The organism is Photobacterium satsumensis (genome assembly GCF_050336935.1).
GTDB classification, from domain to species: domain Bacteria; phylum Pseudomonadota; class Gammaproteobacteria; order Enterobacterales; family Vibrionaceae; genus Photobacterium; species Photobacterium satsumensis.
Genome location: NZ_JAKJSK010000007.1, coordinates 163965 through 178953 on the forward strand (window position 1 = coordinate 163965; position 14989 = coordinate 178953).

Sequence of the window (14989 nt, forward strand, 5' to 3'; positions counted from 1 at the left end):
TATAAGCAGACCATCATTAGATGTTGTCTGCTTTTCGATACTACTTAAGTGCTAACTTGATAGCCGAAGTGAGTTGGCTAAGTTGTTGTTGATTAATGATAAATGGAGGCATTATGTAGACAAGTGTGCCAAAAGGGCGAATCCAGACGCCACTGTCTACAAATGTTTCCTGAATTTTGGCCATATCGACTGGCTCATACAACTCGACAACACCGATAGCTCCCAGCCAGCGAACGGCTTTGACCTTGTCCAGTTTTTCTATCTCAGGCAGTGACTCAGATAGTTGTTTTTCAATTGTTTTTACCTGTTCCTGCCAATGGCCTTGGGCGAGAAGATCCAGGCTGGCATTGGCGACAGCACAGGCTAGCGGATTACCCATAAATGTCGGGCCGTGCATGAAACAGCCTGCCTCCCCACTGCATACCGTATTTGCGACATGAGTACTGGCGAGGGTCGCGGAAAGGGTCATGTAGCCGCCGGTCAGTGCCTTGCCGACACACATAATATCAGGACTGATACCGGCATGTTCACAGGCAAATAATTTTCCTGTGCGGCCAAAACCGGTCGCAATTTCATCTGCAATGAGCAAGATCCCGTATTCGTCGCACAACTGGCGTACTCGCTTGAGGAAAGTTGGATGATAGATCCGCATCCCGCCCGCACCTTGAACGATAGGCTCGATAATCACCGCGGCAACCTCATTCTGATGTTGCTCTAGCTGGTGGCGGAAGTCGTTGATGTCCGATTCTTGCCAGGGTTCGAAAAAACCACACTCTGGGGACTGGGCAAAAATATGCTCCGGTAAGAATCCTTTGTACAGGCTGTGCATGGAATTGTCGGGATCGGTGACTGACATCGCGGCAAAAGTGTCACCGTGGTAGCCGTGCTTGACGGTGAGGAACTTCGGCCGGCGTTCGCCTTTGGCATGCCAGTACTGCAACGCCATCTTCAGCGACACTTCTACCGCGACTGAGCCTGAGTCGGCCAGAAAAACATGCTGTAGAGGCTCCGGGGTGATGTTGACCAGCTTACGGCAGAGTTCAACAGCAGGCTGGTGGGTAATGCCACCAAACATCACATGCGACATCTTGTCGAGCTGGGCTTTGGCCGCTTCTGTCAGAGCAGGGTGGTTGTAGCCATGGATCGTTGACCACCAAGATGACATTCCGTCAATAATTTCTCTGCCGTCTTCAAGTTGTAAATATACCCCGCTGGCACTAACAACTGGATAGCATGGCAGTGGGTTGAGTGTTGACGTGTATGGGTGCCAGACATGCTGTTGGTCAAATTCCAAATCGACCGTATTGTTTGTTTTTTGCACAGTTGTAAACCTTGCTCCTTATTGATGGTTGACAGTCTACCGTCTCAAAGTAGACTAGCCAAGTAACAAGAAGCAATGAATGCATAATTCCAGTGGCAATAAAAACGGCTTGCTGGACACATAATAAGAGGTGATTACACGTGGAAGTACGTCACGACTGGACAGTCGAGGAAGTTCAAGCGCTATTTGATAAGCCATTTATGGATTTGGTGTTTGAAGCCCAACAGGTACATCGCCAGTACCACGATCCTAACAAGGTACAAGTGAGTACGCTGCTTTCAATTAAAACGGGCGCTTGCCCTGAAGATTGCAAGTACTGTCCACAAAGTGCGCATTACCGCACAGATGTTGATCGCGAGCGCCTGCTGGAAGTGGAACGTGTGCTCGACGCGGCGGAAAAAGCTAGAACCTCGGGAGCAACACGATTCTGCATGGGAGCGGCATGGAAAAACCCCAAAGAACGCGATATGCCTTATCTGCTCGATATGGTACGCGGGGTGAAATCCATGGGGCTGGAAACCTGTATGACGCTCGGTATGATCACCGGTGATCAAGCCAATGAGCTGGCAGAAGCTGGCTTGGATTACTATAACCATAACCTCGATACCTCGCCGGAGTTCTACGGCAACATCATTACGACCCGTACTTACCAGGATCGCCTTGACACCTTGAGCTATGTCCGTGAAGCGGGGATGAAAATTTGCTCCGGCGGGATCATCGGTATGGGCGAAAGTTCCCGTGACCGAGCGGGCTTATTGGTTGAGCTGGCTAATTTACCGACCCACCCAGAAAGTGTACCTATCAACATGCTGGTCAAGGTAAAAGGCACTCCGCTAGAGTCTGTTGACGACGTTGACCCGTTCGATTTTGTTCGTATCATCGCGGTTGCCCGTATCATCATGCCGCAGTCGGCTGTTCGTTTATCTGCGGGCCGTGAGGACATGAACGAGCAAATGCAGGCGCTGTGTTTTATGGCGGGTGCCAACTCGGTGTTCTACGGCTGTAAGCTCCTCACCACACCGAACCCAGGTGAAGACAAAGACATGCAGTTGTTTGCCAAGCTAGGCATAAACCGTGCGGAGCAAGCAGCCAAGCCAGATGAAGTGCAGGCACAAGAGCTGTTGGGGCAAGTTGCACAACGCGTCGCAGCACGTCCAAGCAAGGATGATTTGTTCTACGATGCATCGGTTTAACCAACGGATCGCATCAGCCCTTGAGGAAAGAAAAGCTCAAGGGCTGTACCGCACGCTGAATTGCTTAAGTCGCGGGCAGGCTATGTCGGTGCAGTATGAAGGTAAATCGTTGCTTAATTTTTCCAGCAACGACTATCTTGGCCTAGCACAAGAACCTGAGCTGGTTAGCGCATGGCAAGAAGGGCTTTCCCGCTTTGGTGCCGGTAGCGGTGCGAGTCCACTGGTTACCGGGTTCCACTCTCCCCATAATCACCTGCAAGCACAGCTGTCGGAATGGCTAGGCTATGAGCATGCCTTGCTGTTCAGCAGTGGTTTCAGTGCCAACCAAGCGCTATTGTTTGCCTTGCTGCAAGAGGGTGATCACTTGCTGCAGGACAAGCTCAATCATGCATCGCTGATTGAGGCGGGGATGCTCTCACCGGCAACCATGAGACGCTTTGCCCACAACGACCCATCCTCCTTATCGCGTTTGTTATCTCGTCTTCCTGAAGATTCTCCCAAATTAGTGGTGACTGAAGGGGTCTTTAGTATGGACGGGGATCTCTCGCCACTCAGTGATATCGCAAGTGTCTGCCAGCAAACACATAGCATGCTGGTGGTTGATGACGCCCATGGTTGTGGGGTACTTGGGGAGTTTGGCCGCGGCAGTTGTGATCACGCAGGCATCAAGCCGGATATTTTAGTGGTGACTTTTGGCAAGGCCTTTGGTCTGCAAGGAGCCGCCATATTGTGTAGCAAAGCGATGGCTGAATATCTGGTGCAGTTTGCCCGCCACTTTATTTATTCAACCGCGATGCCACCCGCTCAGGCTCATGCACTGTCCAAAGCATGTGACATGATTCAGCGTGGCGATTGGCGCCGTGAAAAACTCACCGCGCTTGGACAAACCTTGGCACAACACCTATCACCAGATGTCGAGATACTAGAAACCCAAACGCCAATCAAACCGTTAATGGTGGGGAGTAGCGAGAGGGCAGTGAACCTTGCCGAAAAATTGCGACAGCGAGGGCTATGGGTCAGCGCTATCCGGCCGCCGACAGTTCCCGCTAATGCAGCAAGGTTGCGGATAACCTTGACCGCAGCCCACCAAGAAGCAGACGTTCGTTTGTTGGCACAGGCTATCAATGAGGTATGGCATGAAGAATAATGCAGACACCGCAGCCCCTTATCTGGATGATGTCATTGTTACCGATAAGCAAGCTATCGCCGATGCGTTCGGCAAGGCCGCGAAACATTATGATCGATCTGCGGCGTTTCAGCGCCAGGTCGGGTATCACTTGTTGGCTAAATTGCCGATTCTCAATGTGGCGGGTAGCCAAGTGCTCGATCTAGGCTGCGGAACCGGTTATTTCAGCCAGCAGTTGCAGCAACGAGGTATGCAAGTTTGTGCGGCAGACTTGTCTAGCCAGATGCTTGAACAGGCCAAATTACGTTGTGGTGAGGAAATCAGCTACGTAGAAGGTGATGCGGAGTGCCTGCCATTACCGGACAATCAGTTTGATTTTGCCTTTACTAGCTTGGCCCTGCAGTGGTGCGATGACCTGTCGGTACCGCTGCGTGAGCTACGCCGTGTGGTAAAGCCGGGAGGAAAAATAGTGTTTTCGACCTTGGCCGAAGGCTCACTGCACGAGCTTGCGCGTGCATGGGAACAGGTTGATCAATATCAACATGTGAACCAGTTTCTTTCGCAAAAGGCCATAAAACTTGCGCTGGCGCAAGCGGGATGTACAGAGGTTGACCTAGAATTCGAGCCAATCACCATGTATTACCGTTCGGCAGTTGACCTTATGAAAGATTTGAAAGGTATAGGGGCAACACATATTCATCAGGGGCGAAAAGCAGGCTTGGCCGGTCGAAAGACATTTAAGGCATTAGAGAGCGCTTATGATGAGTTTCGACATGAGGACAACCAGCTGCCGGCGACATACCAAGTCTGTTTTGGAGTAATTAATAATGACTAACGCTTTCTTTGTAACAGGTACAGATACTGAAGTAGGTAAAACTGTAGCCTCTCGCGCCATTCTTCATGCTGCAGCTAGCGCGAATATCAAGATGGCGGGTTATAAGCCGGTCGCATCCGGAAGCGCACGGACAGCCAATGGTATGCGTAATTCAGATGCCTTGTATATCCAAGACGCCTCGGTTGTTGAGCTAGAGTACGATGAAGTTAACCCATACGCTTTTGAAGCTGCCATTTCTCCGCATTTGGCCGCTGAGCAGGAAAAGCGTGTTATTGAATTTGATGTTTTGTCGCAAGGCCTAGACAGCCTAAAGCATAAATCTGAGGCGGTATTGGTAGAAGGTGCAGGTGGCTGGCGTGTCCCTGTTTCTTGGAATGACTACCTGTCTACTTGGGTTAAGCAGGAAAAACTGCCTGTTATCTTGGTTGTTGGGGTGAAGCTGGGCTGTTTGAGCCATGCCATTCTAACGGCTGAAGCGATTCAAAATGATGGCTTGGAAGTGGTTGGCTGGGTCGCAAACCGTATTAATCCAGGTACTGAGAACTACGCGGATATCATCCGTATGCTGGAAGAAAACCTGCCTGGCAAAAAATTGGGTGAAATCCCATATATGCCGGGTATCAAAAAGCGCAACTTGTCGAGCTACATTAACTTGTCACCGCTTGGCTTATAACTGACAGCGAACATACTGATAAAAAAACCTGCCGCTTGGCAGGTTTTTTTTCGCGGGTGATCGCTGAGTGAGTTATTTTACAGAAAGCTTGCCCTGAGCCTGCTTGAGTTGCGGTAGGCAATACCACGTTGCGGAAAACAGGATCAGAGTATAGGCAAGTAGCTCGACCCCTTCTTCGGCTAGGTTCTTCACACCACGCACATAATGCTCTTGCATGATCCCTTGCCATAATCCCCCCATACCAAAGATACGAGCGAAAACAAGCAGTGTCGCCATGGCGCCGAGCATCAAGCTGAAACTGTTGTGCTTCATATAGTCCATCAACGGCTCGACAGTTGTTTTTCTGTTCATGATAGCGTACCCAATAGCCGACGATGCGATAAGCCAAGCCGGATACTTCCAGAAGCCGTGGACAATTTGATCCAGTACCGAGTCCATTTCACGTACAAACATCACGGCAAAAAATGCAGAAACCAGAATGGCAAAACCGCGTTGTTGTGATTGGCGAACTGCGACGGTAGCAAATAGGCTGAATGTGATGAACAGGTAGCTCTCCTGCAAAAATTCCGTCCAGGAATTTTCACCAATATTATTTTGGATCTGAAGGACATCAAAATGGATGGTGAAAGCGGACAAAGCCAGTAATAGCGCCAGCAGAATGAACAGCGATACGCTTTTGAGTAGTGGTTGGTATAGTGAGTTTGCCTGCATTGGTTGAGAGGCAGAGGTTGTGGTCGACGGCATAGCGTACCTACGTGCTGTAAAATGGTCTCGAAGGGGGCACAGTCTATGCTTGCTAGCTGAATAGCGGCTGAATCGTGATCTTGATCACGCTATATATAAAAAAGCCTCTCTTTGCAGAGAGGCTTTTAGTAAATCTGGTTATATCCAGAAGTGCCTAGTTATTGCCTGTTAGGCCAATAAGCGCTTCTTGAGTATCAGTAAGCTTTTTGTTATTTCCGTCTAGCCCTAGCTCTTTTCGTGCTTCATCTGCCGACAGACCAAGATGACAGCGTAAGATGTCAATCGCTACCTGATAGTTTTCATGATCGGCCATCATTCCTCCTTGATAATTGAATACCATGCATCATCACTAACTAAATACGACAATAGAATATCTCAGTCCTAGATACAATAAGACTAAAGTCTAAACCTGTCTAGTCTTACAGTTTCATTGTGTTGCATATGTGCTGTTAGCTTGCCATTCAGCGCATTTTTTGTAAGTGGTGGTTGGACCACTTTTTGTGACGGCGCTATCTAACACATTGCTTAACAAAGATATTCGAGTGATATCCCAAGATAAACAGTATTGATTACACAAGGTGTTTCCCCATCTGTGACCACAATAGCGGGAGCGGTGATATGAGGTGTATACAGGATGGGCAGAACCTATGATTTAGTAAAAAGCAGTGATAGAGGAAGATTGAAATGGAATATGCGCCGGAGTATACCTTGCGGGAAAAAGTCACGCGTGTATCTGTGCTAGCTTGTTTGGGATTATTGGTAATAGTAAGCGTTAAACGTTGGCTGGAACCTGTAATGAATACGTTTTCTGAGCGGCCACATTGTTATGAGTTTTACGGGTTCAATGCAGCAGAGCATTTATGGCATATTGCGTTTGTTGGTATTCCATTGTCTGCTTGGCTACTTGCAAGCTTAGTGATGCTCCCTATCGGCATACGAGGCTTGAGAGATAAGCAGTTTCCGCCCAAATCGATGAAAGTGTTTAAGCCAACCGTTATCTGCCGGGGGATGGTGGGAAAGGTAAAATCGACAGCATTTTTTATTGTGCCTACCCTTATGCTATTTATCAGTGTCTGGGGATATGCTCAAGCAGAAAAGCTGTCGCCGATTGATGTCAGTAGGCTACATGAAGCAATCAGTTGCGATGATTGATTAGCGTAAGATACATATACTACGTTAAGCCCCAATTAAAGCTGTTTCTATTATCATAAAAAAGATTGTTTAATAGTATTTGATTGTTTAATAACAAAAACGAAACGTAACAATTTTTCACTTCCACTTGTTTTCTGTTTCAACGACCATACTATACATATCAATAACAAATGGATGATGCCTCCGTGGCCCCAATTGTGGGGGTTACTGGGGAACAGCACCTTCTTTTCTGGAGCAAGAGTATTTTATGAAGCGTATTGCATTGTTTTTGGCAACTAACCTGGCTGTAATGCTGGTTTTCAGTGTTGTCTTGAACGTCGTTTATGCGGTGACAGGCATGCAACCGGGTAGCCTTTCTGGGCTATTGGTAATGGCTGCTTTGTTTGGTTTTGGTGGTTCATTGATTTCACTGTTCATGTCGAAATCAATGGCGCTGCGCTCTGTGGGCGGGATGGTGATTGAGCACCCGCGTAATGAGACAGAGCATTGGTTAATGGAAACGGTTGCCCGTCAGGCACAGCAGTCTGGCATTGGTATGCCAACGGTCGCGGTTTACGACTCTGCTGATATCAACGCATTTGCGACCGGCGCAAAGCGTGATGATTCGCTGGTTGCTGTTTCGACAGGTTTGCTGCATAGCATGACTCGTGACGAAGCCGAAGCGGTATTGGCCCATGAAGTCAGCCACATCTCCAATGGTGACATGGTAACCATGACCCTAATGCAGGGCGTGGTGAATACCTTTGTGATCTTTGTATCTCGCTTGGTGGCTGGCGCTATCAGTGGCGTGAATAACAATGACGAAGAAGGCGGTAGCGGTAGCTACATGACCTACTTCATTGTCTCCTCTATCATGGAAGTGCTGTTCGGTTTCTTGGCGAGCATCCTGACTATGTGGTACAGCCGTCATCGTGAGTTCAAGGCCGATGCGGGTTCTGCGCACCTAGTGGGTAAAGAGAAGATGATTGCTGCGCTTGAGCGCCTGAAAATGAGCCACGAGCCTCAGCTTGAAGGTTCGATGATGGCGTTTGGTATTAACGGCAAGAAATCACTTTCTGAGCTGTTCATGACACACCCACCATTGGACAAGCGTATTGATGCGCTGCGCCGTGGTGAGCATCTGTAAGCATCGAAAAAGCGTCTAAGTCACGCTGTTTCAATGATGATAAAAAAGCCCCCGGTTTATGACCGGGGGTTTTTTGTTTGAAGATACGATTTATAGCCGTTATGCGGCAGCAGCCTGGCGAATAATTGGCTTGTCGTTGATCGGAATATGCAGCAGCGCGGCAATCAGGGCAAGCACAACCGTTGACCACCAGATTGGCTCATAGCTACCGTAGTAATCGTAGATTCGTCCCCCGAACCATGCACCAAGGAAGCTACCGACTTGGTGGGTGAAGAAAACCAATCCGTATAATGTGGATAGGTAACGTGGGCCAAAGATCTGGCGAACCAAACCTGAGGTGAGTGGCACGGTACCGAGCCAGCAAAAACCGATTGCACCACCAAACAAGGCTGCCGTTTCTGTTGTAACAGGTAGGGTTACAAAACCGGCAATGACCAAAGTACGCATAATGTACAGGGCAGACATGACATAGCGCTTGTTGAACTTGTCACCCATCACACCCCAGAAGTAGCTACCGAAGATATTGAAAATCCCCACATAGGCCAGTGCCATGGCGGCAGTGGTCCCCGGTAACCCTTTATCTGCTAGATAGCTTGGCAGGTGGGTAGCAATGAACATCACGTGGAAGCCACAGACGAAAAAGCCCATGTGAATTAGCCAGTAGCCACGGTGGCTGAATGCTTCTTTCAAAGCCTCTTTCAATGTTTGTTCACTGTGTGCAACTGCCGAAGTGGATGATTTCTCGTTAGTCTTCATAAAATAGGAGAAAGCCATCATGAGTGCGCACAGCATGGCGAACACTTGCAGAGCGGTTTGCCAGTTGAAGTCACTGAGCATGTATTGAGCACCTGGGATCACCGCAAACATACCGAAAGAGCCTGCTGCTGTGGTTAGGCCAAAGGCTTTCGCGGTATGCTCGGCTGGAACGACACGCGCAACCGCGCCCAATACGATAACGTAGCTGGTCGCACTTAAGCCAAGGCCGACTAAAGCCCCCAGAGAAACAAACAGCCAGTTAGGTTCAACAGCGATTGAGGTTAGGTATAGTCCTAAACCATAGGCGATAGCACCTGTCCAAATGACTTTCTGCGGGCCCCAACGGTCGGACGCCATACCGACGAATGGCTGGAATACACCGAACAGTAAGTTTTGTACTGCGATTGCCAGACTAAAAAATTCACGGCCAGTATCAAAGTGCATAGAAATAGGCATCATGAAGATACCGAAAGACTGCCTGATCCCTAGGCTGATAATTAGTGTTCCAATGCCCATCCACACGAGTAGTGGAAAGCGAAAAATACTCATTGTTATAGTCCGGTCAAAGTGTGATCGTTTGAGTTTTGCTGATGGCAACCGCCGCTCATGGCATGCTCAGCCAGCGAGTCCAACAAAGGCTGGCAGTGATGAACACCAACCAAAGTCAGAGCAAGCAGCAGCACCATGCGCATTAGCTGGGCTGAGAGGGATTGTGAAAACATCAGTGCCTCAACGTGCAAAAAAGAGCGGGGATAGTAGTGGAATTCAACCTATGACTCAAATGAGAAAATATCAAAGATATTATGCATAATATGCATGCGGCAATAACCCTGCTGATCATTGGGGGATGATCCTGATGTGATTGTTCCTGCAAGGCAAATTTGCTCTGCTTGGAGGTGTTAACAGGGCTGCTTATTGGCTTTTAGGTCTTAGCCGGTAAATCGCACCAGAATCAGCTGAGAAATACAGCCAGCCTTGAGGATCCAGCACCAGGGCCCTGACTCGCTCATCCAACTCTTCAAGCAACCGCTCTTCATTTTCTAGCTTTCCGGTGTCGGTGACGCTAACGCGGTTTAAATGGCGAAGCTTCAGTGCGCCGCTGAATAAGTGACCCTGCCAATTGGGAAAGGCTGTGCCTCGATAGAGAAGCAGGCTTCCCGGTGCGATGGAAGGGGTATAGACCTTGAGCGGCGAGATGATGCCTTCTTTTTCGGTAGATTCACCCACCGCAATTGGTCCCCAATATTCTTTGCCATGGGAAACGTCAGGCCAACCATAGTTGGCACCCGCGGTGATTAAATTAATTTCATCTCCGCCACGAGGCCCATGTTCGTTGGACCAAAGGCGATTTGTTTGCGGATCGAACTGCAGTCCCTGTGGGTTGCGGTGGCCGTAGCTCCATATTTCAGGCAATGCGTTGGTTGTACCGATAAAGGGATTGTCTTTGGGGATAGAGCCATCGAGGTTGAGCCTTATGATACTGCCGGCATGGGTAGAGATATCTTGCCCGTTAGGGCGGTGTGCTCGGTCACCGATAGAAAAAAAGACGTGTCCCTCGTTATCAAAGGCGATTCGGCTTCCGAAGTGGCGGGAGGCATCGCTGAATGATTGAGTAACTAATAAATCCTGCCACTGGGTTAATTGGGCACCGTTAAGTTTGGCACGGGCAAGGGTGGTTGCTGCCTGTCCGTCCTTGGCCTTGCTATAGGTAAAGTAATACCATGTTGCTTTGCGATTGTTGTCACTGGCTAGATTCGAACTATCTAACCTTGCCACATCCAACCTCGCCACATCCAACAATCCGCCTTGGCCGTATTGTCTGATAGTTGGTTGCCCTGAAACATCTTGTGTCGTGCCGTTGGCTGGATTTAGGAGGCGAATCGTGCCGTCACGGTAAGTGATCAGCAGTTGATTGTCGGGTGTGAATACCATCCCCCAGGGTACACTGTCGGTTTGGGCGATTCGCTCGACGATGTAGTGCATTCCCTCGCTGCTACCCTCAAGCACGGTTACTGGGGCTGAAAGGACTTTGGGGGCAGATGTTAAGCTGATAATACATAGCAATGTGATGAGCGCAGAGTTCATCATGGCAGATAAATTGAGACCTGAAATCATGAAGGCTCCTTCCTCTATTCAGTACGGTACAAGTAGTGTAGCAGTTTGATCTCTGGTGTTTCAGGCTGTTGGGACGATTTGCTTTGCAATGATCGCTGCCAGCTGCTTTAGGCCTCGTTGCCAAGTATCGTTTTCTCGGAAATTAGCAAAGCTTAAACGCAGGCAGTGCGCATAGCGTTTGTTTGTGCTGAACATGCTACCGGGCAGTACACTGATCCCTTGCTCTAGGGTTTCTTGGTAGATGGCTTGGCTGTCTGTATTTTCAGGCAAGGTTAGCCAGCATAAGAATCCACCCATCGGTTGAGTAAGATGATACTGCCCCTGTAGCTGTGGATATTGATCCAAGGCTTGGGTTAGTTGCTGATAAAATAGCTTTTGTTTTTTTGCATAACTGCGACGGATCTTTCCTAGATGCTGGCGGTATTTCCCCCCTTCAAGGAACTGGGCAACGGCAGAGTGGATCAGGTTGGGGCTGCCCATGTTGTCTGTCAGTAAGCGTTTTTCAATCACTGTTTGGTATTTGCCTGCAATGACCCAGCCGATACGTAGACGGGAGTCCAAGGTTTTCGATAAAGAGTTGCAATAGATCACCCGGTTTTCTTGATCAAGGGTTTTCAATGGCAGGGGACGTTGTTGATAGGCGAGTCCACCAAAGACATCATCTTCGATGATCGGGATCCCACTGGTCATGGCTAGGAAGCGCAGCCGATCGGCTGTCGACATTACATACCCGGTAGGGTTATTGAAGCTGGGGTTGATCAAAATAGCTTTGACTGACCACTCCATGAGGGCTTGTTCAAGGGCATCAAGATGGATCCCCGTTACTGGACTGGCAGGAATTTCAATAACTCTCAGGCCGAGAGACTCCAGCAACATCAAATTACCAAAGTAACTGGCAGATTCGACCAAGACAATATCACCGGCAGAGGTAATCGCCTGCAAGCTTAGGCTGATCGCTTGCTGGGCACCGTGGGTCACCAGCAATGATTGTTTGGAGGTGGTAATTCCAAGCTCTCGATTTATCCCAACTAATTGTTGTAGTAACAAATCGTTGCCGGGAGGCAGCTGATAGTGACTGGGAATATGGCTCTGATAGCGACTATGACGGCCAATCTCAGCATACAGGTTATTGATTGCGGGAAAGTCTGTATCGGGGTGAGCCGAGCCCATCGGCAGCACCTCTCGAGAAATTGGCAGCCCCATAATTTTCTTGCTCAGGGACATTAAATCTACAAACCCCGGTTCCGGTACTGGCTCGTTGTTGACTGAAGCCGTGGCTGGTGCGGCGACCCGGTAGCCAGAGCGAGCCAGTGCGGTGATTTTCTGGTTAGCCTCCAGTTGCTGGTAGGCGCGGATCACCGTATTTTTGCTCACTGCCAACTGTTGGCTGAGCTCTCGAATAGAAGGCAGGCGCTCTCCGGGTTGAAAGCTCTGCTTATCAATGCGCTCTGCAATCCACCGATATACATAGTGGTATTTGGTTTTTAACTGACTGTGACCATCATCCATATCATCTGTACCCTAAAAAATACATCAATCTGTCCCTGTCTATGTTTTTTGTACCCCTATAAAGTAAAAGCTATTGAGGGAAAAGGAAAGTGAGAGGACTATGATGACGCGATTTATCCCATTTTTGTTTGTTGTGCTTTGGAGCTCCGGCTTTATCGGTGCAAGGTTGGGTTTACCCTATGCCGAGCCTGCGACATTCTTGCTGATGAGGATGATCGCTAATATTGCCGTGTTCTTGTTGCTGGTTGTTATTCTCAAATCCCGCCTCCCGACCGGCAAGGCTATTGTTCATTGCATGGTCGCAGGATTGCTGATCCACGGCTTTTACTTGGGGGGGACTTATATCGCAATTGGTCTTGGTATGCCTGCAGGGTTGTGTTCGCTGCTGGTCGGGTTACAGCCGATAGTGACTGCCGTGGTGATGTTTGGGTGTGCCGGAGAGCGGATGCGGGTATCGCAATGGATTGGGCTCGCTGTTGGTTTTATCGGGATCAATCTTGTGTTGCAAGGCAATATGGCTTGGCACCAAGACGGTAGCCGTGAGGCCGCTTACCTCTTCACATTTTTAGCCTTAGTAGGAATCACTTTTGGCACTTTATACCAGAAGAAATTCTGCCAGGGGATCGATATGGTGGGCAGTGCGGTGTGGCAATACAGCGCGGCGGCTTTACTGTTTTTGCCGGTGGCATTGACCACTGAGACAATGGAGGTTAATTGGACCCCGACATTTGTGTTTGCCTTGAGTTGGTTAGTTTTGGTGTTGTCCGTGGTGGCGATTTTGCTACTGCTGCACATGGTCAAGCATGGTGAGTCATCCAAAGTCGCCTCGACTTTTTATCTGGTGCCGCCAATGACCGCTTTCCAAGCTTGGTTGATTTTTGGTGAAAGTTTTAATGAGCTGGGTGCCGCTGGGTTTGTTTTGGCTGCTGTTGCCGTGTTCCTCGTTACCCGAAAGCCCAAAGCGGTGCCAAGATTGATGGGGCAATCATCTGGGGTATAGGGATAACAAAAGACCAGCGTGAGCTGGTCTTTTCTGTCTGAACATGAGAATGCTAACTTTACCTGACCGAGTTATTTAGCCACGTTGCCAGCAACGTTCATGACGTCCCAAGTACGGGCAAACGGTGGTGCGTAGGCAAAATCGAGCATACCCAGCTGCTGGGTAGTTAGCTTGGCTGTGATGGCAACCGCCATTGCATCGATGCGGTGTACCGCGCCTTTCTTGCCAATCATCTGCGCACCGAGGATCACCTTGGTATCCGCTTCATAGACCAGCTTCATGTGGATATCGGATTGGCCTTCACAGTAGTTGGTATGGCATTTGTCTTTGATGGTAATGGTTTTGTAGTTGATGCCAGCGGCAATCGCTTCCGGCTCTGAAATACCGGTACGTCCTGCTTCCAGCGACAGGACTTTTACACAGCTGGTACCTAACGAACCGGGGAAGGTTAGAGATTTTCCGGCAATATTCTCACCGACCAAGCGGCCTAGTTTATTCGCTCCAGTCGCCAATGGGATGTAGACATTCTTATTGAGCACCGTGTGCCAAATGGAAGCGCAGTCGCCTGCTGCCCATATGTCAGGCAGTGACGTTCGGCCTTGCTGATCGACACAAATAGCACCGTTGGCCAATGTGTCGATATCTGTTTCTTTTAGGAAAGCGGTATTGGGTTTAACGCCCGTACAAACGACAACCAAATCCGTTGGGTAAAGGCCCTTGTCGGTCTTAATTGAAGAGACCGTATCGTCTCCCAGTACCTCTTCGAGAGATTCATCAAGCAGAACCTCTACACCAGCGCCTTTTAGCTCAGTCAGGAAGTGCTCATTGATCTCACTGTCGAAAGCGTCGGGGATCAAGCGCTCAGCCCGTTCAATCAAGCGCACCTGTTTACCTTGATGCACCATGGCTTCAACGACCTCAAGGCCAATAAAACCAGAGCCGATAACGGTAATATGCTGGCAATGAGGCTGGTTGATAGCGGCTTTTAAATTGATGCCATCATCCATGCGGCGAAGGCTGTGAACGCCTTGTTTTTCAAGACCTTTGACGGGAGGTAAGGTCTCACTGGCGCCAGTTGCAATCATCAGGCGATCATAATGAGCGACGAATGTCTCTTCACCATGTTGCACCTCGAGTTTCTTATTGGAGGCATCGACTTTATTGACGCGGTGTCCGGTCTTAACGTCGATGCCACGCTCGGCAAATTGCTCTGGGGTAAATTCAGCCATGTAGTTGTGGTCTTGGAATTCATCACCGACATAATAAGGGAGGCCACAAGCGCCGAAGGAAATCACCTCTGAAGCTTCAAAGACTGTAATTTCAGCATCACGGTTAATACGTCGAGCCTTTGCCGCCGCACTCATGCCTGCCGCTTCACCACCAATAATGACTATTTTCATTGTTTTTTCTCTGTTGTGCTGGGGGAAAGGGAAGCCGGC

At 49.2% G+C, this 14989-nt stretch carries 15 protein-coding genes; 7 read left to right on the forward strand and 8 right to left on the reverse strand.

Going from position 1 to position 14989, the window contains the following annotated elements; genetic code table 11:
- Positions 1-40: 40 nt before the first annotated feature.
- A complete protein-coding gene (gene bioA / locus L4D79_RS12470; RefSeq protein WP_428651897.1) occupies positions 41-1321 on the reverse strand; it encodes an adenosylmethionine--8-amino-7-oxononanoate transaminase in 1281 nt (426 codons plus the stop codon).
- A 140-nt stretch (positions 1322-1461) separates the two neighbouring features.
- Between bioA and bioB the strand changes: the two genes are divergently transcribed.
- Genes bioB through bioD form a run of 4 tightly spaced genes read left to right on the forward strand, consistent with a single transcriptional unit; the run spans position 1462 to position 5148 of the window.
- A complete protein-coding gene (gene bioB, locus L4D79_RS12475) occupies positions 1462-2514 on the forward strand; it encodes a biotin synthase BioB (RefSeq protein WP_428651898.1) in 1053 nt (350 codons plus the stop codon).
- Positions 2501-3661: an 8-amino-7-oxononanoate synthase gene (bioF, locus tag L4D79_RS12480; protein WP_428651899.1), complete on the forward strand. Its 1161-nt coding sequence runs from the start codon at positions 2501-2503 to the stop codon at positions 3659-3661. Before bioB ends, bioF begins: the two co-directional genes overlap by 14 nt.
- A complete protein-coding gene (gene bioC / locus L4D79_RS12485) occupies positions 3651-4475 on the forward strand; it encodes a malonyl-ACP O-methyltransferase BioC (RefSeq protein WP_428651900.1) in 825 nt (274 codons plus the stop codon). The genes bioF and bioC overlap by 11 nt, the downstream gene beginning before the upstream one ends.
- Positions 4468-5148, forward strand: a complete 681-nt coding sequence (gene bioD / locus L4D79_RS12490; RefSeq protein ID WP_428651901.1) for a dethiobiotin synthase — start codon at positions 4468-4470, stop codon at positions 5146-5148. The genes bioC and bioD overlap by 8 nt, the downstream gene beginning before the upstream one ends.
- A gap of 72 nt (positions 5149-5220) precedes the next feature.
- Here the strand turns inward: bioD and L4D79_RS12495 are convergent, their stop codons facing one another.
- Complete coding sequence (locus L4D79_RS12495) at positions 5221-5892, reverse strand: hypothetical protein (protein ID WP_428651902.1); 672 nt, start codon at positions 5890-5892, stop codon at positions 5221-5223.
- A gap of 154 nt (positions 5893-6046) precedes the next feature.
- Positions 6047-6205 carry a hypothetical protein gene (locus L4D79_RS12500; RefSeq protein ID WP_274126094.1) on the reverse strand — a complete coding sequence of 53 codons (159 nt, stop codon included), beginning with the start codon at positions 6203-6205 and terminating at the stop codon, positions 6047-6049.
- Between the two features lie 371 nt (positions 6206-6576).
- On the opposite strand from L4D79_RS12500, the gene L4D79_RS12505 reads away from it, so the two are divergent.
- Together L4D79_RS12505 and htpX are read left to right on the forward strand one after the other, a co-directional pair.
- On the forward strand, positions 6577-7044 hold the full coding sequence (locus tag L4D79_RS12505; RefSeq protein WP_428651903.1) for a hypothetical protein: 468 nt from the start codon (positions 6577-6579) through the stop codon (positions 7042-7044).
- 247 nt (positions 7045-7291) lie between these two features.
- On the forward strand, positions 7292-8170 hold the full coding sequence (htpX, locus tag L4D79_RS12510; protein WP_428651904.1) for a protease HtpX: 879 nt from the start codon (positions 7292-7294) through the stop codon (positions 8168-8170).
- A gap of 99 nt (positions 8171-8269) precedes the next feature.
- Here the strand turns inward: htpX and L4D79_RS12515 are convergent, their stop codons facing one another.
- The 4 genes from L4D79_RS12515 to L4D79_RS12530 form a co-directional block, all read right to left on the reverse strand.
- Positions 8270-9475 (reverse strand): MFS transporter, encoded by a 1206-nt coding sequence (locus tag L4D79_RS12515; protein WP_428651905.1) that lies wholly within the window; start codon positions 9473-9475, stop codon positions 8270-8272.
- Between the two features lie 2 nt (positions 9476-9477).
- Complete coding sequence (locus L4D79_RS12520; protein WP_428651906.1) at positions 9478-9648, reverse strand: hypothetical protein; 171 nt, start codon at positions 9646-9648, stop codon at positions 9478-9480.
- 190 nt (positions 9649-9838) lie between these two features.
- Positions 9839-11011 (reverse strand): PQQ-dependent sugar dehydrogenase, encoded by a 1173-nt coding sequence (locus tag L4D79_RS12525; protein WP_428652590.1) that lies wholly within the window; start codon positions 11009-11011, stop codon positions 9839-9841.
- Between the two features lie 90 nt (positions 11012-11101).
- Complete coding sequence (locus tag L4D79_RS12530) at positions 11102-12550, reverse strand: aminotransferase-like domain-containing protein (RefSeq protein WP_428651907.1); 1449 nt, start codon at positions 12548-12550, stop codon at positions 11102-11104.
- A 100-nt stretch (positions 12551-12650) separates the two neighbouring features.
- On the opposite strand from L4D79_RS12530, the gene L4D79_RS12535 reads away from it, so the two are divergent.
- Complete coding sequence (locus L4D79_RS12535) at positions 12651-13550, forward strand: DMT family transporter (RefSeq protein ID WP_428651908.1); 900 nt, start codon at positions 12651-12653, stop codon at positions 13548-13550.
- 71 nt (positions 13551-13621) lie between these two features.
- Here L4D79_RS12535 and L4D79_RS12540 read toward each other — a convergent pair whose 3' ends face one another.
- Positions 13622-14950, reverse strand: coding sequence for a CoA-disulfide reductase (locus L4D79_RS12540; protein WP_428651909.1), 1329 nt, complete (start codon positions 14948-14950; stop codon positions 13622-13624).
- Between the last annotated feature and the right edge of the window lie 39 nt (positions 14951-14989).

Bases quoted from the DNA above. Each gene is read 5' to 3' on its own strand.
- L4D79_RS12500 (WP_274126094.1), bottom strand. From the start codon at position 6,205: ATGGCCGATCATGAAAACTATCAGGTAGCGATTGACATCTTACGCTGT.
- L4D79_RS12520 (WP_428651906.1), bottom strand. From the start codon at position 9,648: ATGTTTTCACAATCCCTCTCAGCCCAGCTAATGCGCATGGTGCTGCTG.
- L4D79_RS12515 (WP_428651905.1), bottom strand. From the start codon at position 9,475: ATGAGTATTTTTCGCTTTCCACTACTCGTGTGGATGGGCATTGGAACA.
- bioC (WP_428651900.1), top strand. From the start codon at position 3,651: ATGAAGAATAATGCAGACACCGCAGCCCCTTATCTGGATGATGTCATT.
- bioF (WP_428651899.1), top strand. From the start codon at position 2,501: ATGCATCGGTTTAACCAACGGATCGCATCAGCCCTTGAGGAAAGAAAA.
- L4D79_RS12535 (WP_428651908.1), top strand. From the start codon at position 12,651: ATGATGACGCGATTTATCCCATTTTTGTTTGTTGTGCTTTGGAGCTCC.
- bioD (WP_428651901.1), top strand. From the start codon at position 4,468: ATGACTAACGCTTTCTTTGTAACAGGTACAGATACTGAAGTAGGTAAA.
- L4D79_RS12540 (WP_428651909.1), bottom strand. From the start codon at position 14,950: ATGAAAATAGTCATTATTGGTGGTGAAGCGGCAGGCATGAGTGCGGCG.
- L4D79_RS12530 (WP_428651907.1), bottom strand. From the start codon at position 12,550: ATGGATGATGGTCACAGTCAGTTAAAAACCAAATACCACTATGTATAT.
- htpX (WP_428651904.1), top strand. From the start codon at position 7,292: ATGAAGCGTATTGCATTGTTTTTGGCAACTAACCTGGCTGTAATGCTG.
- L4D79_RS12505 (WP_428651903.1), top strand. From the start codon at position 6,577: ATGGAATATGCGCCGGAGTATACCTTGCGGGAAAAAGTCACGCGTGTA.
- L4D79_RS12495 (WP_428651902.1), bottom strand. From the start codon at position 5,892: ATGCCGTCGACCACAACCTCTGCCTCTCAACCAATGCAGGCAAACTCA.
- L4D79_RS12525 (WP_428652590.1), bottom strand. From the start codon at position 11,011: ATGAACTCTGCGCTCATCACATTGCTATGTATTATCAGCTTAACATCT.